Source organism: Kitasatospora albolonga, from assembly GCF_039535905.1.
GTDB classification, from domain to species: domain Bacteria; phylum Actinomycetota; class Actinomycetes; order Streptomycetales; family Streptomycetaceae; genus Kitasatospora; species Kitasatospora albolonga.
This window is the reverse complement of record NZ_BAAAYB010000089.1, coordinates 112610-130293: the sequence shown is the minus strand read 5'-3', so window position 1 is coordinate 130293 and position 17684 is coordinate 112610. Positions and strand designations below refer to the sequence as shown.

27 protein-coding genes are annotated in these 17684 nt (G+C 66.7%); all 27 read left to right on the top strand.

Annotated features, from left to right (window positions below; all coding sequences use genetic code 11):
• Positions 1-471, top strand: a complete 471-nt coding sequence (gene rpsG, locus ABD946_RS22315) for a 30S ribosomal protein S7 (RefSeq protein WP_030457432.1) — start codon at positions 1-3, stop codon at positions 469-471.
• Positions 472-510: 39 nt separating this feature from the next.
• Positions 511-2616: an elongation factor G gene (gene fusA / locus ABD946_RS22310; RefSeq protein ID WP_345286247.1), complete on the top strand. Its 2106-nt coding sequence runs from the start codon at positions 511-513 to the stop codon at positions 2614-2616.
• A gap of 188 nt (positions 2617-2804) precedes the next feature.
• Complete coding sequence (gene tuf, locus ABD946_RS22305; protein ID WP_345286245.1) at positions 2805-3998, top strand: elongation factor Tu; 1194 nt, start codon at positions 2805-2807, stop codon at positions 3996-3998.
• 99 nt (positions 3999-4097) lie between these two features.
• Complete coding sequence (gene rfbB / locus ABD946_RS22300) at positions 4098-5078, top strand: dTDP-glucose 4,6-dehydratase (RefSeq protein ID WP_345286360.1); 981 nt, start codon at positions 4098-4100, stop codon at positions 5076-5078.
• Between the two features lie 488 nt (positions 5079-5566).
• A complete protein-coding gene (gene rpsJ, locus ABD946_RS22295) occupies positions 5567-5875 on the top strand; it encodes a 30S ribosomal protein S10 (RefSeq protein WP_012785157.1) in 309 nt (102 codons plus the stop codon).
• Positions 5876-5889: 14 nt separating this feature from the next.
• Positions 5890-6534 (top strand): 50S ribosomal protein L3, encoded by a 645-nt coding sequence (gene rplC / locus ABD946_RS22290; RefSeq protein WP_345286242.1) that lies wholly within the window; start codon positions 5890-5892, stop codon positions 6532-6534.
• 1 nt (position 6535) lies between these two features.
• Positions 6536-7213, top strand: coding sequence for a 50S ribosomal protein L4 (gene rplD, locus ABD946_RS22285; protein WP_345286240.1), 678 nt, complete (start codon positions 6536-6538; stop codon positions 7211-7213).
• Positions 7213-7533 (top strand): 50S ribosomal protein L23, encoded by a 321-nt coding sequence (gene rplW / locus ABD946_RS22280; protein ID WP_380149358.1) that lies wholly within the window; start codon positions 7213-7215, stop codon positions 7531-7533. The genes rplD and rplW overlap by 1 nt, the downstream gene beginning before the upstream one ends.
• 37 nt (positions 7534-7570) lie before the next feature.
• On the top strand, positions 7571-8407 hold the full coding sequence (rplB, locus tag ABD946_RS22275; protein WP_345286238.1) for a 50S ribosomal protein L2: 837 nt from the start codon (positions 7571-7573) through the stop codon (positions 8405-8407).
• 11 nt (positions 8408-8418) lie between these two features.
• Complete coding sequence (gene rpsS / locus ABD946_RS22270; RefSeq protein ID WP_345286236.1) at positions 8419-8700, top strand: 30S ribosomal protein S19; 282 nt, start codon at positions 8419-8421, stop codon at positions 8698-8700.
• A gap of 61 nt (positions 8701-8761) precedes the next feature.
• Positions 8762-9109 carry a 50S ribosomal protein L22 gene (gene rplV, locus ABD946_RS22265; protein WP_057231334.1) on the top strand — a complete coding sequence of 116 codons (348 nt, stop codon included), beginning with the start codon at positions 8762-8764 and terminating at the stop codon, positions 9107-9109.
• Positions 9109-9936, top strand: coding sequence for a 30S ribosomal protein S3 (gene rpsC / locus ABD946_RS22260; protein WP_345286233.1), 828 nt, complete (start codon positions 9109-9111; stop codon positions 9934-9936). The genes rplV and rpsC overlap by 1 nt, the downstream gene beginning before the upstream one ends.
• Before the next feature lie 4 nt (positions 9937-9940).
• Positions 9941-10360, top strand: coding sequence for a 50S ribosomal protein L16 (gene rplP / locus ABD946_RS22255; protein WP_030232476.1), 420 nt, complete (start codon positions 9941-9943; stop codon positions 10358-10360).
• Positions 10357-10581 (top strand): 50S ribosomal protein L29, encoded by a 225-nt coding sequence (gene rpmC, locus ABD946_RS22250; RefSeq protein ID WP_345286356.1) that lies wholly within the window; start codon positions 10357-10359, stop codon positions 10579-10581. The genes rplP and rpmC overlap by 4 nt, the downstream gene beginning before the upstream one ends.
• The gene (gene rpsQ / locus ABD946_RS22245) at positions 10581-10853 is read left to right on the top strand and encodes a 30S ribosomal protein S17 (RefSeq protein WP_345286229.1); all 273 of its coding nucleotides are present in this window, start codon (positions 10581-10583) and stop codon (positions 10851-10853) included. The genes rpmC and rpsQ overlap by 1 nt, the downstream gene beginning before the upstream one ends.
• Before the next feature lie 99 nt (positions 10854-10952).
• Positions 10953-11324 carry a 50S ribosomal protein L14 gene (gene rplN / locus ABD946_RS22240; RefSeq protein WP_014136277.1) on the top strand — a complete coding sequence of 124 codons (372 nt, stop codon included), beginning with the start codon at positions 10953-10955 and terminating at the stop codon, positions 11322-11324.
• A gap of 15 nt (positions 11325-11339) precedes the next feature.
• Complete coding sequence (gene rplX, locus ABD946_RS22235; protein ID WP_345286354.1) at positions 11340-11651, top strand: 50S ribosomal protein L24; 312 nt, start codon at positions 11340-11342, stop codon at positions 11649-11651.
• Positions 11651-12220 carry a 50S ribosomal protein L5 gene (rplE, locus tag ABD946_RS22230; protein WP_345286227.1) on the top strand — a complete coding sequence of 190 codons (570 nt, stop codon included), beginning with the start codon at positions 11651-11653 and terminating at the stop codon, positions 12218-12220. Before rplX ends, rplE begins: the two co-directional genes overlap by 1 nt.
• A 4-nt stretch (positions 12221-12224) precedes the next feature.
• Positions 12225-12410, top strand: a complete 186-nt coding sequence (locus ABD946_RS22225; protein WP_030055830.1) for a type Z 30S ribosomal protein S14 — start codon at positions 12225-12227, stop codon at positions 12408-12410.
• 269 nt (positions 12411-12679) lie between these two features.
• Entirely contained in the window at positions 12680-13087 is a 408-nt protein-coding gene (rpsH, locus tag ABD946_RS22220) for a 30S ribosomal protein S8 (protein ID WP_345286223.1), read from the top strand.
• A gap of 22 nt (positions 13088-13109) precedes the next feature.
• Positions 13110-13649 carry a 50S ribosomal protein L6 gene (rplF, locus tag ABD946_RS22215; RefSeq protein WP_345286221.1) on the top strand — a complete coding sequence of 180 codons (540 nt, stop codon included), beginning with the start codon at positions 13110-13112 and terminating at the stop codon, positions 13647-13649.
• A gap of 3 nt (positions 13650-13652) precedes the next feature.
• On the top strand, positions 13653-14036 hold the full coding sequence (rplR, locus tag ABD946_RS22210) for a 50S ribosomal protein L18 (RefSeq protein ID WP_345286219.1): 384 nt from the start codon (positions 13653-13655) through the stop codon (positions 14034-14036).
• Between the two features lie 48 nt (positions 14037-14084).
• Positions 14085-14720 carry a 30S ribosomal protein S5 gene (gene rpsE, locus ABD946_RS22205; protein ID WP_345286217.1) on the top strand — a complete coding sequence of 212 codons (636 nt, stop codon included), beginning with the start codon at positions 14085-14087 and terminating at the stop codon, positions 14718-14720.
• Entirely contained in the window at positions 14720-14902 is a 183-nt protein-coding gene (gene rpmD / locus ABD946_RS22200; protein WP_014136270.1) for a 50S ribosomal protein L30, read from the top strand. Before rpsE ends, rpmD begins: the two co-directional genes overlap by 1 nt.
• Before the next feature lies 1 nt (position 14903).
• Positions 14904-15359: a 50S ribosomal protein L15 gene (rplO, locus tag ABD946_RS22195; RefSeq protein ID WP_345286214.1), complete on the top strand. Its 456-nt coding sequence runs from the start codon at positions 14904-14906 to the stop codon at positions 15357-15359.
• Between the two features lie 310 nt (positions 15360-15669).
• Positions 15670-16980, top strand: a complete 1311-nt coding sequence (secY, locus tag ABD946_RS22190) for a preprotein translocase subunit SecY (RefSeq protein WP_345286212.1) — start codon at positions 15670-15672, stop codon at positions 16978-16980.
• The gene (locus ABD946_RS22185) at positions 16980-17633 is read left to right on the top strand and encodes an adenylate kinase (protein WP_345286210.1); all 654 of its coding nucleotides are present in this window, start codon (positions 16980-16982) and stop codon (positions 17631-17633) included. The genes secY and ABD946_RS22185 overlap by 1 nt, the downstream gene beginning before the upstream one ends.
• Positions 17634-17684: the final 51 nt, after the last annotated feature.

Sequence of the window (17684 nt, the reverse complement as noted above, 5' to 3'; positions counted from 1 at the left end):
ATGCCTCGTAAGGGCCCCGCCCCGAAGCGCCCGGTCATCATTGACCCGGTCTACGGCTCCCCGCTGGTGACCTCGCTGGTCAACAAGATCCTGCTGCACGGCAAGCGCTCCACCGCCGAGCGGATCGTCTACGGCGCCCTCGAGGGCGTCCGTGAGAAGACCGGTGCCGACCCCGTGGTCGCCCTCAAGCGTGCGCTTGAGAACGTCAAGCCCACCCTTGAGGTGAAGTCCCGCCGCGTCGGTGGCGCCACCTACCAGGTGCCGGTCGAGGTCCGCCCGGGCCGCGCCAACACCCTGGCCCTTCGCTGGCTGGTCGGGTACTCCCGCGCCCGTCGTGAGAAGACCATGACCGAGCGTCTGCTCAACGAGATCCTCGACGCCTCCAACGGCCTCGGTGCTTCCGTGAAGCGTCGTGAGGACACCCACAAGATGGCCGAGTCCAACAAGGCCTTCGCGCACTACCGCTGGTAGTCCGAACCCCGTCACTAGACAGAGAGAGAACGAGCCACCATGGCTGCAACCTCCCTTGACCTGGCCAAGACCCGGAACATCGGGATCATGGCCCACATCGACGCGGGCAAGACCACCACCACCGAGCGGATCCTGTTCTACACCGGTGTGTCGTACAAGATCGGTGAGGTCCACGATGGCGCTGCCACCATGGACTGGATGGAGCAGGAGCAGGAGCGCGGCATCACGATCACGTCGGCCGCGACGACCTGTCACTGGACCCTCGACGGTGTCGACAACACCATCAACATCATCGACACCCCGGGTCACGTCGACTTCACCGTCGAGGTGGAGCGTTCGCTCCGCGTCCTCGACGGCGGCGTGACGGTGTTCGACGGCGTTGCCGGTGTCGAGCCCCAGTCCGAGACGGTCTGGCGTCAGGCCGACCGTTACGGCGTCCCGCGCATCTGCTTCATCAACAAGCTGGACCGCACGGGCGCGGACTTCTACTTCTGCGTCAAGACCATCGTGGACCGCCTCGGCGCGACCCCGCTGGTCATGCAGCTCCCGATCGGCGCCGAGGGTGACTTCACCGGTGTCGTCGACCTGGTGAAGATGAAGGCCCTGGTCTGGTCCGCGGACGCGCCCAAGGGCGAGATGTACGACACCGTCGACATCCCGGCCGACCTGGCGGACAAGGCTGCCGAGTACCGCGAGCAGCTCCTCGACACCGTGTCCAACGTCTCCGACGAGGTCATGGAGCTCGCCCTCGAGGGCGAGGACATCCCCGAGGACGTCCTGGTCGCCGCGATCCGCAAGGGCACGCTGAACTCGGACTTCACCCCGATCTTCTGCGGCTCGGCGTTCAAGAACAAGGGCGTCCAGCCCCTGCTCGACGCGGTTGTGAAGTACCTGCCGTCGCCCCTCGACATCGAGGGCATCGAGGGCACGAAGCCGAACAACCCCGACGAGAAGATCGTCCGTCAGGCCTCGGACGACGAGCCGCTCGCCGCGCTCGCGTTCAAGATCATGTCTGACCCGCACCTGGGCAAGCTCACCTTCGTCCGCGTGTACTCCGGCCGCCTGGAGTCCGGCACCTCGGTGCTGAACTCCGTCAAGGGCAAGAAGGAGCGCATCGGCAAGATCTACCGCATGCACGCGAACAAGCGTGAGGAGATCGACTCGGTGGGCGCCGGCGACATCATCGCCGTCATGGGCCTCAAGCAGACCACCACCGGTGAGACGCTGTCCGACGAGAAGAACCCGGTCATCCTGGAGTCCATGGACTTCCCGGCCCCGGTCATCCGCGTCGCGATCGAGCCCAAGTCCAAGGGTGACCAGGAGAAGCTGGGTGTCGCCATCCAGCGTCTCGCCGAGGAGGACCCGTCCTTCCAGGTCAACACGGACGAGGAGACCGGCCAGACCATCATCGCGGGTATGGGCGAGCTGCACCTCGAGGTGCTCGTCGACCGTATGCGCCGTGAGTTCAAGGTCGAGGCCAACGTCGGCAAGCCGCAGGTCGCGTACCGCGAGACGATCCGCAAGGCCGTCGAGCGCATCGACTACACGCACAAGAAGCAGACCGGTGGCTCCGGCCAGTTCGCGAAGATCCAGATCGCGATCGAGCCGATCGAGTCCGGCGAGGGCTACGAGTTCGTGAACAAGGTCACCGGTGGCCGCGTTCCGAAGGAGTACATCCCCTCGGTCGACGCCGGTTGCCAGGAGGCCATGGAGTTCGGTGTCCTCGCCGGCTACCCGCTCCAGGGTGTCCGCGTGACCCTGCTCGACGGTGCCTCGCACGACGTCGACTCCTCCGAGCTCGCCTTCAAGATCGCCGGTTCCATGGCGTTCAAGGAGGGTGCGAAGAAGGCCGGCCCGGCTCTGCTGGAGCCGATGATGGCCGTCGAGGTCACCACGCCCGAGGACTACATGGGCGACGTGATCGGCGACATCAACTCTCGCCGTGGCCAGATCCGGTCCATGGACGAGCGTCACGGTGCCCGCGTCGTTTCGGCGCTGGTGCCGCTCTCCGAGATGTTCGGCTACGTCGGTGACCTGCGCAGCAAGACCTCTGGTCGCGCGAGCTACTCGATGCAGTTCGACTCGTACGCCGAGGTTCCGCGGAACGTGGCGGACGACATCATCGCCAAGGCCAAGGGTGAGTGACGTCCCGACATTCGGGATGTTCGTAACCCCTTAGGCTATTAGGAGGTGAACCTGGGGAATCCACCCGGATTCCCCAGGTCCCCTCCGCCCCCACCCGCGGGACGGCACGGGCCCAGGCCCGGACCAAACCCGATCAAAGACCAACTGACGTCAGCACGGCGTACAGAACTGTCCTCAGGAGGACTGCAGTGGCGAAGGCGAAGTTCGAGCGGACGAAGCCCCACGTCAACATCGGCACCATCGGTCACATCGACCACGGTAAGACCACTCTTACCGCGGCCATCACCAAGGTGCTGCACGACGCGTACCCGGAGATCAACCCCTTCACGCCGTTCGACCAGATCGACAAGGCGCCGGAGGAGCGGCAGCGCGGTATCACCATCTCGATCGCGCACGTCGAGTACCAGACCGAGGCGCGTCACTACGCCCACGTCGACTGCCCGGGTCACGCGGACTACATCAAGAACATGATCACCGGTGCGGCCCAGATGGACGGTGCGATCCTCGTCGTCGCCGCCACCGACGGCCCGATGCCGCAGACCAAGGAGCACGTCCTCCTGGCCCGCCAGGTCGGCGTCCCCTACATCGTCGTCGCGCTGAACAAGTCCGACATGGTGGACGACGAGGAGATCCTGGAGCTCGTCGAGCTCGAGGTCCGCGAGCTGCTCTCCGAGTACGACTTCCCGGGCGACGACCTGCCGGTCGTCCGCGTCTCGGCGCTGAAGGCGCTCGAGGGCGACGCCGAGTGGGGCCAGAAGCTCCTCGGCCTGATGGAGGCCGTGGACGAGGCCATCCCGACCCCGGCCCGTGCCGTGGACCAGCCGTTCCTGATGCCGATCGAGGACGTCTTCACGATCACCGGTCGTGGCACCGTCGTCACCGGCCGCATCGAGCGCGGTGTCCTCAAGGTCAACGAGACTGTCGACATCATCGGCATCAAGGAGACCAAGACCACCACCACGGTCACCGGCATCGAGATGTTCCGCAAGCTGCTCGACGAGGGCCAGGCCGGTGAGAACGTCGGTCTGCTCCTCCGTGGCATCAAGCGCGAGGACGTCGAGCGCGGCCAGGTCATCATCAAGCCGGGCTCGGTCACCCCGCACACCGAGTTCAAGGCCCAGGCCTACATCCTGTCGAAGGACGAGGGTGGCCGTCACACCCCGTTCTTCAACAACTACCGCCCGCAGTTCTACTTCCGTACCACGGACGTGACCGGCGTCGTGACCCTCCCCGAGGGCACCGAGATGGTCATGCCGGGCGACAACACCGCCATGGACGTCGTGCTGATCCAGCCGATCGCCATGGAGGAGGGCCTGAAGTTCGCCATCCGTGAGGGTGGCCGCACCGTCGGCGCCGGCCAGGTCACCCAGATCGTCAAGTAATTGCCGATCTGACCACTGGTCAGCCGGAGGGCCCGCCCCCCGTCCGCGAGGACGGAGGGCGGGCCCTCCGCCGTTCCACAGCAAGGCACCACCAGGCGCATCCTCGTCACCGGCGGGGCCGGCTTCGTCGGCTCCGCGTACGTCCGGGCCCGATTGGCGGCCGACCCCGCGGCCCGGGTCACCGTGCTCGACGCGCTCACCTACGCGGGCGTCGAGGCCAACCTCGCCCCGGTGACCGGCCACCCCGGCTACGCCTTCGTCCGGGGCGACGTCTGCGACCACGAGCTGGTGGAGCGGGTGCTCCCCGGCCACGACGCGGTGGTGCACTTCGCCGCCGAGACCCACGTGGACCGCTCGATCGCCGGAGCGGCCCCCTTCGTGCGCACCAACGTGCTCGGCACCCAGGTCCTGCTGGACGCGGCGCTGGAGCACGGTGTCGGCCGCTTCCTGCACGTCTCCACCGACGAGGTCTACGGCTCGATCGCCGAGGGCTCCTGGACCGAGGACGAGCCGCTCGCGCCGAACTCCCCGTACGCCGCCTCCAAGGCCGCCGCCGACCTGCTCGCCCTCTCCTACCACCGCACCCACGGCCTGGACGTGGTGGTCACCCGCTCCTCCAACACCTACGGGCCGTACCAGTTCCCGGAGAAGCTGATCCCGCTCTTCGCCACCGAGCTGCTGGACGGCCGGACCGTCCCGCTCTACGGCGACGGCGGTCACGTCCGGGACTGGCTGCACGTGGACGACCACTGCCGGGGCATCGAACTGGCGCTGGCCCGCGGCCGGGCCGGCCGGGTCTACCACCTGGGCGGGGGAACCGAGTTGACCAACCGTGAGCTCACCGGCCTGCTGCTGGCCGCCACCGGCCGCGGTTGGGAGGCGGTCCGCCGCGCCCCCGACCGCAAGGGCCACGACCGGCGGTACTCGCTGGACGGCGCCCGGGCCCGCGCCGAGCTCGGCTACCAGCCGCGGGTGGAGTTCCGGGCCGGCCTGGCCGACACCGTCCGCTGGTACCGCGAGCACCGCGACTGGTGGCAGCCGCTGCGGGTCGGAGACCGAACTGTCGTACAGCGGGCCTGAGTTGGAGCCCGCGGGGGCGCGTGGTGCGGATCACGCGCTGCTCCGATTGGCATCCGACCTGCCGATTGTGGCAGGATGTCCTAGTTGCTCGGTTGAGTTGCCGATGCTGCGCGCCTCCCGCCGGGAGGACTGGAAGCGAGTCCCAGGTACTCGTCGTTCCCGTGATGGCCGTTCATATTCCCACGTGCTGTATGTGGGCGTAGTGGTGTGTAGTCGACACCGCGGCAGCTGCGGGGCGGACGTACGGGAATCTTCCGGGAAGCGTGGGCAGGGCCTCGACCCGGCGCCTGGCGGGTGCAAGACCTCGCCGACCCCGATGTACCGAGACCGAGAAGGCGTGACCTTCCCGGTTTCTTGCAAGCGAGAGGGCGACACGCCCGAGCGCGGGGGTCGGAGAAGGTAACCACCCGGGGGCGCCACCGGACCAAGCCACCCGGCCGAATCCGGCTGCAGAAGCAACAGACGACACAAAGGACTACTGAGTAGCCATGGCGGGACAGAAGATCCGCATCCGGCTCAAGGCCTACGACCACGAGGTGATTGACTCCTCGGCGAAGAAGATCGTCGAGACCGTCATTCGCACTGGTGCGCAGGTCGCGGGCCCGGTGCCGCTGCCCACTGAGAAGAACGTTTACTGCGTCATCCGCTCGCCGCACAAGTACAAGGACTCGCGCGAGCACTTCGAGATGCGCACTCACAAGCGTCTGATCGACATCCTCGACCCGACCCCGAAGACCGTTGACTCGCTGATGCGCCTCGACCTTCCGGCCGGCGTCGACATCGAGATCAAGCTCTGAGAGGCGCGACGAAGATGGCAAAGCAGATTAAGGGCATCCTGGGCGAGAAGCTCGGCATGACCCAGGTCTGGGACGAGAACAACCGGATCGTTCCGGTGACCGTCGTCAAGGCCGGGCCCAATGTCGTGACCCAGGTCCACACCGCTGACGGCATCGGCTACGACGCCGTGCAGATCGGCTTCGGCGAGATCGACCCCCGCAAGGTGAACAAGCCCCTCGCGGGTCACTTCGCCAAGGCCGGTGTCACCCCGCGCCGCTTCCTGGTCGAGCTCCGCACCGCGGATGCTTCCGAGTACACCCTCGGCCAGGAGATCACCGCAGAGCTGTTCGAGGCGGGTGTCAAGGTCGACGTGACCGGCACCTCCAAGGGCAAGGGCTTCGCCGGTGTCATGAAGCGTCACAACTTCAAGGGCCTCGGCGCCGGTCACGGCACCCAGCGCAAGCACCGTTCGCCCGGCTCGATCGGTGGCTGCGCCACCCCGGGTCGCGTGTTCAAGGGCATGCGCATGGCTGGTCGGATGGGCCACGAGCGTGTGACCACCCAGAACCTGACCGTGCACGCGGTCGACGCGGAGAAGGGCCTGCTCCTCATCAAGGGTGCGGTCCCGGGCCCGAACGGCGGCCTCGTCCTCGTCCGCACCGCGGCGAAGGGGCTGTGAAATGAGCACCATTGACATCCTGTCGCCGGCTGGCGACAAGGCCGGCAGCCTCGAGCTGCCCGCCGAGATCTTCGACGCCAAGGTCAGCATCCCGCTGATGCACCAGGTCGTCGTGGCGCAGCTCGCTGCCGCCCGTCAGGGCACCCACAAGACCAAGACCCGCGGCGAGGTCCGTGGCGGCGGCAAGAAGCCGTACCGCCAGAAGGGCACCGGTCGCGCCCGTCAGGGCTCGACCCGTGCGCCGCAGTTCGCCGGCGGTGGCGTCGTGCACGGTCCCGTGCCGCGCGACTACTCGCAGCGGACCCCGAAGAAGATGATCGCCGCCGCTCTGCGTGGCGCGCTCACCGACCGGGCCCGCCACAACCGCATCCACGTCGTCACCGGCGTCGTTGCGGCCGAGGCGCCGTCGACCAAGGCCGCCAAGGGCCTGTTCGGCAAGATCTCCGAGCGCAAGAACGTCCTCCTGGTCGTCGAGCGCGAGGACGAGCTGGGCATCAAGTCCGCTCGCAACCTGCCGAACGTGCACATCCTGGACGCGGGTCAGCTGAACACCTACGACGTGCTCGTCTCCGACGACGTGGTCTTCACCCAGGCCGCCTTCGAGCGTTTCGTGGCCGGTCCGGCCGCGTCCGCCAAGGCCGTGGCTGCTGAGGGCGAGCTCGAAGGGAGCGCCGCCTGATGGCTGCAGAGATCACGAGCAAGACGTTCACGGACCCCCGTGACGTCCTGGTGAAGCCGGTCATCTCCGAGAAGAGCTACTCGCTCCTCGACGAGAACAAGTACACGTTCATCGTGTCGCCGGGGTCCAACAAGACCCAGATCAAGCAGGCCGTCGAGGCGGTCTTCTCGGTCAAGGTCGAGGCTGTCAACACGATCAACCGTCAGGGCAAGCGCAAGCGCTCCAAGACCGGTTTCGGCAAGCGCAAGGACACCAAGCGCGCCATCGTGACGCTGGCCGAGGGCAACCGCATCGACATCTTCGGTGGTCCGACCTCCTGACGGAGGACTCGGATCGTCGTTAAGGACGAGGACGAAAATGGGTATCCGCAAGTACAAGCCGACTACGCCGGGCCGTCGTGGCTCGAGCGTGGCCGACTTCGTCGAGATCACGCGGTCCACGCCGGAGAAGTCGCTGGTTCGCCCGCTGCACAGCAAGGGCGGCCGTAACAACGCCGGTCGTGTCACCGCTCGCCACCAGGGTGGCGGCCACAAGCGCGCCTACCGCGTGATCGACTTCCGTCGTCACGACAAGGACGGCGTGCCGGCCAAGGTCGCTCACATCGAGTACGACCCCAACCGCACCGCGCGCATCGCGCTCCTGCACTACGCGGACGGCGAGAAGCGCTACATCATCGCCCCGCGCGGCATCGCCCAGGGTGACCGGATCGAGAACGGCCCCGCGGCCGACATCAAGCCGGGCAACAACCTGCCGCTGCGCAACATCCCGGTCGGTACCACCATCCACGCGGTGGAGCTGCGTCCCGGCGGCGGTGCCAAGATGGCCCGCTCCGCCGGCTCCGGCATCCAGCTGCTGGCGCGTGAGGGCAAGATGGCGCACCTGCGCATGCCCTCCGGTGAGATCCGTCTGGTCGACGCCCGCTGCCGCGCCACTGTCGGCGAGGTCGGCAACGCCGAGCAGTCGAACATCAACTGGGGCAAGGCCGGCCGTATGCGCTGGAAGGGCGTCCGCCCGACCGTGCGTGGTGTGGCCATGAACCCGATCGACCACCCGCACGGTGGTGGTGAGGGTAAGACCTCCGGTGGTCGCCACCCGGTCTCGCCGTGGGGTAAGCCCGAGGGCCGTACCCGTCGCCCGAACAAGGCGTCGGACAAGCTCATCGTGCGCCGCCGCAAGACCAACAAGAAGCGCTAGGAGCAGGTCAGATGCCGCGCAGTCTCAAGAAGGGCCCCTTCATCGACGGCCACCTTCTCAAGAAGGTGGACGCGCAGAACGAGGCGGGCACCCAGAACGTCATCAAGACCTGGTCCCGTCGCTCCGTGATCGCCCCGAGCATGCTCGGTCACACGATCGCGGTCCACGATGGCCGCAAGCACGTCCCGGTGTTCGTCACCGAGTCGATGGTCGGCCACAAGCTCGGCGAGTTCGCCCCCACGCGCACCTTCAAGGGGCACGTGAAGGACGACCGCAAGTCGAAGCGCCGCTAGTCGCTCCGCGAGCTTCAGCGCCAGCACGACTCAAGTGACTTACTCCATTAAGGGGACAACCATGGAAGCCAGGGCCCAGGCGCGGTACATCCGCGTCACGCCCATGAAGGCCCGCCGCGTGGTGGACCTCATCCGTGGCATGAGTGCCACGGAGGCCCAGGCGGTCCTGCGTTTCGCTCCGCAGGCTGCCACCGTGCCGGTCGGCAAGGTGCTCAACAGCGCCATCGCCAACGCCGCGCACAACTACAACCACTCCAACGTGGACGACCTCGTCATCAGCGAGGCGTACGTTGACGAGGGCCCGACCCTGAAGCGGTTCCGTCCGCGCGCCCAGGGCCGTGCCTACCGGATCCGCAAGCGGACCAGCCACATCACCGTGGTCGTCAGCAGCAAGGAAGGGACCCGGTAATGGGCCAGAAGGTTAACCCGCACGGGTTCCGCCTCGGCATCAGCACGGACTTCAAGTCCCGCTGGTACGCCGACAAGCTGTACAAGGACTACGTCAAGGAAGACGTCGCCATTCGTCGCATGATGACGAAGGGCATGGAGCGCGCCGGCATCTCCAAGGTCGAGATCGAGCGCACCCGCGACCGCGTCCGCGTCGACATCCACACCGCTCGCCCCGGCATCGTCATCGGCCGCCGTGGCACCGAGGCCGACCGCATCCGCGGTGACCTCGAGAAGCTGACCGGCAAGCAGGTCCAGCTGAACATCCTCGAGGTCAAGAACCCCGAGCTGGACGCCCAGCTCGTGGCTCAGGGCGTCGCGGAGCAGCTGTCCTCCCGCGTGTCGTTCCGCCGTGCCATGCGCAAGTCGATGCAGGGCACCATGAAGTCCGGCGCCAAGGGCATCAAGGTCCAGTGCTCCGGTCGTCTCGGCGGCGCCGAGATGAGCCGTTCGGAGTTCTACCGCGAGGGTCGCGTGCCGCTGCACACCCTCCGTGCGAACGTCGACTACGGCTTCTTCGAGGCCAAGACCACCTTCGGCCGCATCGGCGTGAAGGTCTGGATCTACAAGGGCGACGTCAAGAACATCGCCGAGGTCCGCGCTGAGAACGCCGCTGCCCGCTCGGGCAACCGTCCGGCCCGCAACGACGCCCGCCCCGCGCGTGGCGGCGAGCGCGGTGGCCGTGGCGGCGAGCGTGGCGCCCGTGGCGGTCGTCGTCCCGCGAACACCGAGGCTCCGGCCGCGGTGACCGAGGCGCCGGCTGCCGAGAGCACCGGAACGGAGGCCTGACCTCATGCTGATCCCCCGTCGGGTCAAGCACCGCAAGCAGCACCACCCGAAGCGCCGTGGCGCTGCCAAGGGTGGCACCGAGCTGGCGTTCGGCCAGTTCGGCATCCAGGCCGTCACCCCGGCCTACGTGACGAACCGTCAGATCGAGTCCGCTCGTATCGCGATCACCCGTCACATCCGCCGTGGCGGCAAGGTCTGGATCAACATCTACCCGGACCGTCCGCTGACCAAGAAGCCGGCCGAGACCCGCATGGGTTCCGGTAAGGGTTCGCCGGAGTGGTGGATCGCGAACGTGCACCCGGGTCGGGTCATGTTCGAGCTGTCGTACCCGAACGAGAAGGTGGCTCGCGAGGCGCTCACCCGCGCCGCGCACAAGCTGCCGATGAAGTGCCGGATCGTCCGGCGCGAGGACGGTGAGAGCTGATGTCGGCCACGAAGGCTGCAGAGCTTCGCGAGCTGGACAACGAGGCTCTCGTCGCCAAGCTCCGTGAGGCGAAGGAGGAGCTGTTCAACCTCCGCTTCCAGGCGGCGACCGGGCAGCTCGACAACCACGGACGGCTCAAGCTCGTCCGTAAGGACATCGCGCGGATCTACACCCTGATGCGCGAGCGCGAGCTGGGCATCGAGACGGTGGAGAACGCCTGATGACTGAGAACACCAACGAGACGCGCAGCTTCCGCAAGACCCGTGAGGGTCTCGTCGTCAGCGACAAGATGGACAAGACCGTCGTCGTCGCCGTCGAGGACCGCGTCAAGCACGCGCTGTACGGCAAGGTCATCCGCCGTACGAACAAGCTGAAGGCGCACGACGAGGCGAACGCCTGCGGCATCGGCGACCGGGTCCTCCTCATGGAGACCCGCCCGCTGTCCGCGACGAAGCGCTGGCGCGTCGTCGAGATCCTCGAGAAGGCCAAGTAACGAAGCCGATGTGGTACGGCCGTATGTGCCTGGTGTCGCAAGACGACCGGGTGAGCAGCGGCCGGCCCGTCGACCTTCGTTGACGATCAGGAGAAAGCTGTGATCCAGCAGGAGTCGCGACTGCGCGTCGCCGACAACACCGGTGCCAAGGAGATCCTTTGCATCCGTGTTCTCGGTGGCTCCGGTCGCCGCTACGCCGGTATCGGGGACGTCATCGTCGCCACCGTCAAGGACGCGATCCCCGGCGGTTCGGTGAAGAAGGGTGACGTCGTCAAGTGCGTCGTCGTCCGCACCGTCAAGGAGCGTCGTCGTCCGGATGGCTCGTACATCCGCTTCGACGAGAACGCCGCCGTCGTTCTGAAGAACGCCGATGGTGACCCCCGTGGCACCCGCATCTTCGGCCCGGTGGGCCGCGAGCTGCGCGACAAGAAGTTCATGAAGATCATCTCGCTGGCGCCGGAGGTGCTCTAACCCATGGCGAACAGCATGAAGATCAAGAAGGGTGACCTGGTTCAGGTCATCACCGGCAAGGACAAGGGCAAGCAGGGCAAGGTCATCCAGGCCATCCCCGCCGAGAACAAGGTCCTGGTCGAGGGTGTGAACCGGGTCAAGAAGCACACCAAGCCGGGTCCGGGCACCCAGGGTGGCATTGTCACCGTCGAGGCTCCCGTTCACGTCTCCAACGTCCAGCTGGTCGTGGAGAAGGACGGCAAGAAGGTCGTCACCCGCGTTGGTTACCGCTTCGACGACGAGGGCAACAAGATCCGCGTTGCCAAGCGAACCGGTGAGGACATCTGATGTCTGAGACGACTGTTGAGAAGGTGGCCCCCCGCCTCAAGGAGCGTTACAACTCCGAGGTGAAGGGCCAGCTGCAGGAGCAGTTCAAGTACGAGAACGTCATGCTGATCCCCGGCCTGGTCAAGGTCGTGGTCAACATGGGTGTCGGCGAGGCTGCCCGTGACAGCAAGCTGATCGAGGGCGCGATCCGCGACCTCACCGCCATCACCGGCCAGAAGCCGGCGGTGACGAAGGCCCGTAAGTCCATCGCGCAGTTCAAGCTGCGCGAGGGCCAGCCGATCGGCACCCACGTCACCCTCCGTGGTGACCGCATGTGGGAGTTCGTGGACCGTCTGGTGTCGCTGGCCCTGCCGCGTATCCGTGACTTCCGCGGCCTCTCGCCGAAGCAGTTCGACGGCCGTGGCAACTACACGTTCGGTCTGACCGAGCAGGTCATGTTCCACGAGATCGACCAGGACAAGGTCGACCGTCAGCGCGGTATGGACATCACCGTCGTGACCACCGCTCAGAACGACGACGAGGGCCGGGCGCTCCTGCGCGCTCTGGGCTTCCCGTTCAAGGAGGCGTGAGCCAATGGCGAAGAAGTCCCTCATCGCGAAGTCCGAGCGCAAGCCGAAGTTCGGCGTGCGTGCGTACACCCGCTGCCAGCGCTGCGGCCGTCCGCACTCGGTGTACCGCAAGTTCGGCCTGTGCCGTGTGTGCCTCCGTGAGATGGCGCACCGCGGCGAGCTGCCGGGCGTGACCAAGAGCTCCTGGTAAGCCAGAGCCTTAGTCGCACCAGCGAATCAGCAGGAGTGCCCGACCCCACACGCCCCCGTTTTGGGGGAGCCGTACGGAATCCCGTAAGGTAGTGGGGTCGGGCCCCCTGTCGCGGTCAGTTGTGTGCTGTCCGCGACCCTCTGTGAGAGGGCTCGCACCCAGTCTTACTACGTCGCAGGTCCCCTGCGTCTGTGCCCCCGCCGCACTCCACGAGTGCGTCGGGGGGACCTGGCGCGGAGAAACCACGGCGAGAGAGGCCTGAGGCCATCATGACCATGACCGACCCCATCGCAGACATGCTCACGCGTCTGCGTAACGCGAACTCGGCGTACCACGACACCGTGGCGATGCCGGCCAGCAAGCTCAAGGCGCACGTCGCCGAGATCCTGCAGCAGGAGGGGTACATCTCCTCCTACAAGGTTGAGGAGCCGGTTGAGGGCGAGGTCAGCAAGAAGCTGACCATCGAGCTCAAGTTCGGCCCCAACCGTGAGCGCTCCATCGCCGGCATCAAGCGCATCAGCAAGCCGGGTCTGCGCGTTTACGCAAAGTCCACCAACCTGCCGAAGGTCCTCGGCGGCCTGGGCGTGGCGATCATCTCCACGTCCTCGGGTCTCCTCACGGACAAGCAGGCTGCCAAGAAGGGCGTAGGCGGAGAAGTTCTCGCCTACGTCTGGTAATTCGGGAAACGGAGGTACAGCAATGTCTCGCATTGGACGGCTGCCCATCCCGGTTCCCGCCGGCGTGGACGTCACCATCGATGGCCAGGCGGTCTCGGTGAAGGGCCCCAAGGGCACCCTCACCCACGTCGTCGCCGCGCCGATCGAGATCGGCAAGGGCGAGGACGGCACGCTGCTCGTCACCCGCCCGAACGACGAGCGTCAGTCGAAGGCCCTCCACGGCCTTTCCCGCACGCTGGTGGCGAACATGATCACCGGCGTGACCGCGGGCTACCGCAAGTCGCTCGAGATCAGCGGTGTTGGTTACCGTGTCGCCGCGAAGGGCTCCGACATGGAGTTCCAGCTCGGCTACAGCCACCCGATCCTGGTCGAGGCGCCGGAGGGCATCTCCTTCGTCGTCGAGTCGCCCACCAAGTTCCACGTGGACGGCACCGACAAGCAGAAGGTCGGCGAGGTCGCCGCGAAGATCCGCAAGCTGCGGAAGCCCGACCCGTACAAGGCCAAGGGTGTCAAGTACGCGGGCGAGGTCATCCGCCGCAAGGTCGGAAAGAGTGGTAAGTAAGCCATGACTGTCTCTGTCAAGATCGGCAAGGGCAACGGCTACAAGAACGCCGCCCGCAAGCGCCGCGCGATCCGCGTTCGCAAGCGCGTCGTCGGCACCGAGGTGCGTCCGCGCCTCGTTGTGACGCGCTCGAACCGTCACATGGTCGCCCAGGTCATCGACGACGCCAAGGGTCACACCCTGGCGTCGGCGTCCACCCTCGACGTGTCCATCAAGGGCAACGAGGGCGACAAGACCGAGCTGGCCAAGAAGGTCGGGAGCCTGGTCGCCGAGCGCGCCAAGGCCGCCGGCATCGAGTCGGTCGTCTTCGACCGCGCGGGCAACCGGTACGCCGGCCGCATCGCCGCCCTGGCGGACGCGGCCCGCGAGGCCGGGCTCGACTTCTAAGCCGCTCGTCGACCCAGTCGACGGACGTAAACGAGAGAGGTAATACCAATGGCTGGACCCCAGCGCCGCGGCAGCGGCGCCGGCGGCGGCACCGGCGGTGGCGAGCGGCGTGACCGTAAGCGCGACGACCGGGGCAACGCCCCCGCCGTCGAGAAGACTGCTTACGTCGAGCGCGTCGTCGCGATCAACCGTGTCGCCAAGGTTGTCAAGGGTGGTCGTCGTTTCAGCTTCACCGCGCTGGTCGTGGTGGGCGACGGTGACGGCACCGTGGGTGTCGGTTACGGGAAGGCGAAGGAGGTTCCGGCCGCCATCGCCAAGGGTGTTGAGGAGGCCAAGAAGAACTTCTTCAAGGTCCCCCGTATCCAGGGCACCATCCCGCACCCGATCCAGGGTGAGAAGGCCGCCGGCGTCGTGCTCCTGAAGCCGGCGTCCCCCGGTACCGGTGTTATCGCCGGTGGCCCGGTGCGTGCCGTCCTGGAGTGCGCCGGCGTTCACGACATCCTGTCGAAGTCGCTCGGCTCGGACAACGCCATCAACATCGTGCACGCCACGGTTGCCGCTCTGAAGGGCCTCGTGCGCCCCGAGGAGATCGCGGCCCGTCGTGGCCTGCCGCTGGAGGACGTGGCCCCGGCCGCGCTGCTGCGCGCCCGTGCCGCCGGTACCGCTGCGGCGGTGAGCGCCTGATGGCTCGCCTGAAGGTCACTCAGACCAAGTCGTACATCGGCAGCAAGCAGAACCACCGTGACACCCTGCGCTCGCTCGGCCTCAAGCGGCTGAACGACACCGTGGTGAAGGAGGACCGCCCGGAGATCCGCGGCATGGTCCACACCGTTCGTCACCTCGTCACGGTCGAGGAGGTGGACTGAAATGGCAGACAACTCGCCGATCAAGATCCACAACCTGCGCCCGGCCCCCGGTGCCAAGACCGACAAGATCCGCGTCGGTCGTGGTGAGGGTTCCAAGGGTAAGACCGCAGGTCGTGGCACCAAGGGCACCAAGGCCCGCTACCAGGTTCCGCAGCGCTTCGAGGGTGGCCAGATGCCCCTCCACATGCGCCTGCCGAAGCTGAAGGGCTTCAAGAACCCGGCCCACAAGCAGTTCCAGGTCGTGAACCTGGACAAGCTGGCCGAGCTCTACCCGAACGGTGGCGAGGTCACCGTGGCCGACCTGATCGCGAAGGGCGCCGTTCGCAAGAACGAGCTCGTCAAGGTCCTCGGCCAGGGCGACATCGCGGTCGCGCTGCAGGTGACGGTCGACGCCGTCTCCGGCTCCGCCGCCGAGAAGATCACCGCCGCCGGCGGTTCGGTCACCGAGCTCATCTGAGCCCGCTGACGTTCCTCGGAACCCCGTTCCTCCTTCGGGAGGGACGGGGTTCCGTGCTTTCCCGGCCGATTTTCCGCTGACTTTTGTGTGTCAAAACGGGCATCCCGTCCCCCGTGCGTGGGGGAGGGGTGGTACGCGCTTCTTTCGGGTGGCCGAGCACTGTTAGAGTCCGTGGAGTTCCCTTGTAGGCTGCGCCCAGGCTTGCCTGTGCCGTCCGGAGAAACCCGGGGCCCACGGGGGCTGCAATCCCCACACACCCATTCAGGACCGACCCTTCCGCCGACGACGTGCGGGAGGCGCAGGAGGCACCGTGCTCAGTGCGTTCGCGCGGGCGTTCCAGACGCCCGACCTGCGCAAGAAGCTGCTGTTCACGCTGGGCATCATGGTGCTGTTCCGGCTGGGCGCCCACGTTCCCGTACCGGGCGTCGACTTCGTCGCGGTCAACCAGTGTCTGAAGGACCAGTCGCAGAGTGGTCTGTTCGGCCTGGTGAACCTCTTCAGCGGTGGCGCGCTGCTCCAGCTGACGATCTTCGCGCTCGGCATCATGCCGTACATCACGGCCAGCATCATCCTCCAGCTCCTCACCGTGGTCATCCCGCGGCTCGAGGCGCTGAAGAAGGAGGGCCAGGCCGGCACCGCGAAGATCACCCAGTACACCCGCTACCTGACCATCGCGCTCGCCGTGCTCCAGGGCACCGGCATCGTCGCGACGGCCTCCAGCGGCGCCCTGTTCTCGGGCTGCTCGCTCGCCAACCAGGTGGTGCCGGACCAGTCGATCTTCCGCATCGCCTCCATGGTGATCACCATGACCGCGGGCACCACCGTGGTCATGTGGCTCGGTGAGCTGATCACCGACCGCGGCATCGGCAACGGCATGTCCATCCTGATCTTCACCTCCATCGCCTCCGGCTTCCCGGGCTCGATGTGGGCGATCAAGCTCTCCGGCAAGATCGGTGGCGGCTGGGTCGAGTTCTTCAGCGTGATCGCGATCGGCGTCGTCGTCGTGATCCTGGTCATCTTCGTCGAGCAGGCGCAGCGCCGGATCCCGGTCCAGTACGCCAAGCGCATGATCGGCCGCCGCGCCTTCGGCGGCACCTCGACCTACATCCCGCTGAAGGTCAACCAGGCGGGTGTCATCCCGGTCATCTTCGCCTCCTCGCTGCTGTACATCCCGGCGCTGGTGGCGCAGTTGACGAACAGCCAGGCCGGCTGGGCGCAGTGGATCAACACCAACTTCGTCCGCGGTGACCACCCGATCTACATGGCCACCTACTTCGTGCTGATCGTGTTCTTCGCGTTCTTCTACGTCGCCATCTCCTTCAACCCCGAAGAAGTTGCCGACAACATGAAGAAGTATGGTGGGTTCATCCCGGGCATCCGGGCCGGCCGACCGACGGCCGAGTACCTTAACTACGTGCTGACCCGTATCACGTGGCCGGGGTCGCTCTACCTGGGCCTGATCGCGTTGATCCCGATGATCGCCCTGGTCGCCTTCAACGCGAACCAAAACTTCCCGTTCGGTGGCACCAGTGTGCTCATCGTCGTCGGTGTCGGACTCGAAACTGTGAAGCAGATCGAGAGCCAGCTCCAGCAGCGTAATTACGAAGGGTTCCTCCGCTGATGCGTATCGTCCTCGTCGGACCTCCCGGGGCCGGGAAGGGTACTCAGGCGCACGTCCTGGCCAAGACCCTGTCCATTCCCCACATCTCCACCGGAGACCTGTTCCGCGCCAACATCAGCCAGGGCACCCCGTTGGGGCTCGAGGCGAAGGCGTACATGGACGCGGGTCGCCTGGTACCGGATGAGGTCACCATCGGGATGGCCAAGGACCGCATGCTCCAGGACGACGCCGCCAACGGCTTCCTGCTGGACGGCTTCCCGCGGAACCTCGGCCAGGCCAAGGCCCTGGACGAGATCCTGGCCGAGGCCGGCATCGCCCTGGACGGCGTGCTGGACCTGGAGGTCCCCGAGGACGAGGTCGTGAAGCGGATCGCCGGTCGCCGGCTCTGCCGCAACAACGGCGCCCACGTCTTCCACGTGGTCTACAACCCGCCGAAGGCCGAGGGCGTCTGCGACGAGTGCGGCGGCGAGCTGTACCAGCGTTCGGACGACACCGAAGAGGCCGTCCGGGTCCGCCTGGAGGAGTACCACACCAAGACCGAGCCGATCATCGGCTACTACGCGGACCAGGGTCTACTGGTCACCATCTCGGCGCTGGGCAAGGTCGACGAGGTCACCGAGCGCGCGGTCGGCGCACTGAAGAAGAACGCCTGACGGTCTGACGACGACGGCCGGGAAGCCCCTCGTGGACTTCCCGGCCGTCGT

Bases quoted from the DNA above. Each gene is read 5' to 3' on its own strand.
- rplR (WP_345286219.1), top strand. From the start codon at position 13,653: ATGACTGTCTCTGTCAAGATCGGCAAGGGCAACGGCTACAAGAACGCC.
- fusA (WP_345286247.1), top strand. From the start codon at position 511: ATGGCTGCAACCTCCCTTGACCTGGCCAAGACCCGGAACATCGGGATC.
- rplC (WP_345286242.1), top strand. From the start codon at position 5,890: ATGGCAAAGCAGATTAAGGGCATCCTGGGCGAGAAGCTCGGCATGACC.
- rplB (WP_345286238.1), top strand. From the start codon at position 7,571: ATGGGTATCCGCAAGTACAAGCCGACTACGCCGGGCCGTCGTGGCTCG.
- rplE (WP_345286227.1), top strand. From the start codon at position 11,651: ATGTCTGAGACGACTGTTGAGAAGGTGGCCCCCCGCCTCAAGGAGCGT.
- rpsG (WP_030457432.1), top strand. From the start codon at position 1: ATGCCTCGTAAGGGCCCCGCCCCGAAGCGCCCGGTCATCATTGACCCG.
- rpsQ (WP_345286229.1), top strand. From the start codon at position 10,581: ATGACTGAGAACACCAACGAGACGCGCAGCTTCCGCAAGACCCGTGAG.
- rpsC (WP_345286233.1), top strand. From the start codon at position 9,109: ATGGGCCAGAAGGTTAACCCGCACGGGTTCCGCCTCGGCATCAGCACG.
- rplW (WP_380149358.1), top strand. From the start codon at position 7,213: ATGGCTGCAGAGATCACGAGCAAGACGTTCACGGACCCCCGTGACGTC.
- rplV (WP_057231334.1), top strand. From the start codon at position 8,762: ATGGAAGCCAGGGCCCAGGCGCGGTACATCCGCGTCACGCCCATGAAG.
- rplX (WP_345286354.1), top strand. From the start codon at position 11,340: ATGAAGATCAAGAAGGGTGACCTGGTTCAGGTCATCACCGGCAAGGAC.
- rplO (WP_345286214.1), top strand. From the start codon at position 14,904: ATGGCAGACAACTCGCCGATCAAGATCCACAACCTGCGCCCGGCCCCC.
- rplP (WP_030232476.1), top strand. From the start codon at position 9,941: ATGCTGATCCCCCGTCGGGTCAAGCACCGCAAGCAGCACCACCCGAAG.
- rpsE (WP_345286217.1), top strand. From the start codon at position 14,085: ATGGCTGGACCCCAGCGCCGCGGCAGCGGCGCCGGCGGCGGCACCGGC.
- ABD946_RS22225 (WP_030055830.1), top strand. From the start codon at position 12,225: ATGGCGAAGAAGTCCCTCATCGCGAAGTCCGAGCGCAAGCCGAAGTTC.
- rpsS (WP_345286236.1), top strand. From the start codon at position 8,419: ATGCCGCGCAGTCTCAAGAAGGGCCCCTTCATCGACGGCCACCTTCTC.
- rplF (WP_345286221.1), top strand. From the start codon at position 13,110: ATGTCTCGCATTGGACGGCTGCCCATCCCGGTTCCCGCCGGCGTGGAC.
- rpmD (WP_014136270.1), top strand. From the start codon at position 14,720: ATGGCTCGCCTGAAGGTCACTCAGACCAAGTCGTACATCGGCAGCAAG.
- rplD (WP_345286240.1), top strand. From the start codon at position 6,536: ATGAGCACCATTGACATCCTGTCGCCGGCTGGCGACAAGGCCGGCAGC.
- rpsJ (WP_012785157.1), top strand. From the start codon at position 5,567: ATGGCGGGACAGAAGATCCGCATCCGGCTCAAGGCCTACGACCACGAG.
- ABD946_RS22185 (WP_345286210.1), top strand. From the start codon at position 16,980: ATGCGTATCGTCCTCGTCGGACCTCCCGGGGCCGGGAAGGGTACTCAG.
- rpsH (WP_345286223.1), top strand. From the start codon at position 12,680: ATGACCATGACCGACCCCATCGCAGACATGCTCACGCGTCTGCGTAAC.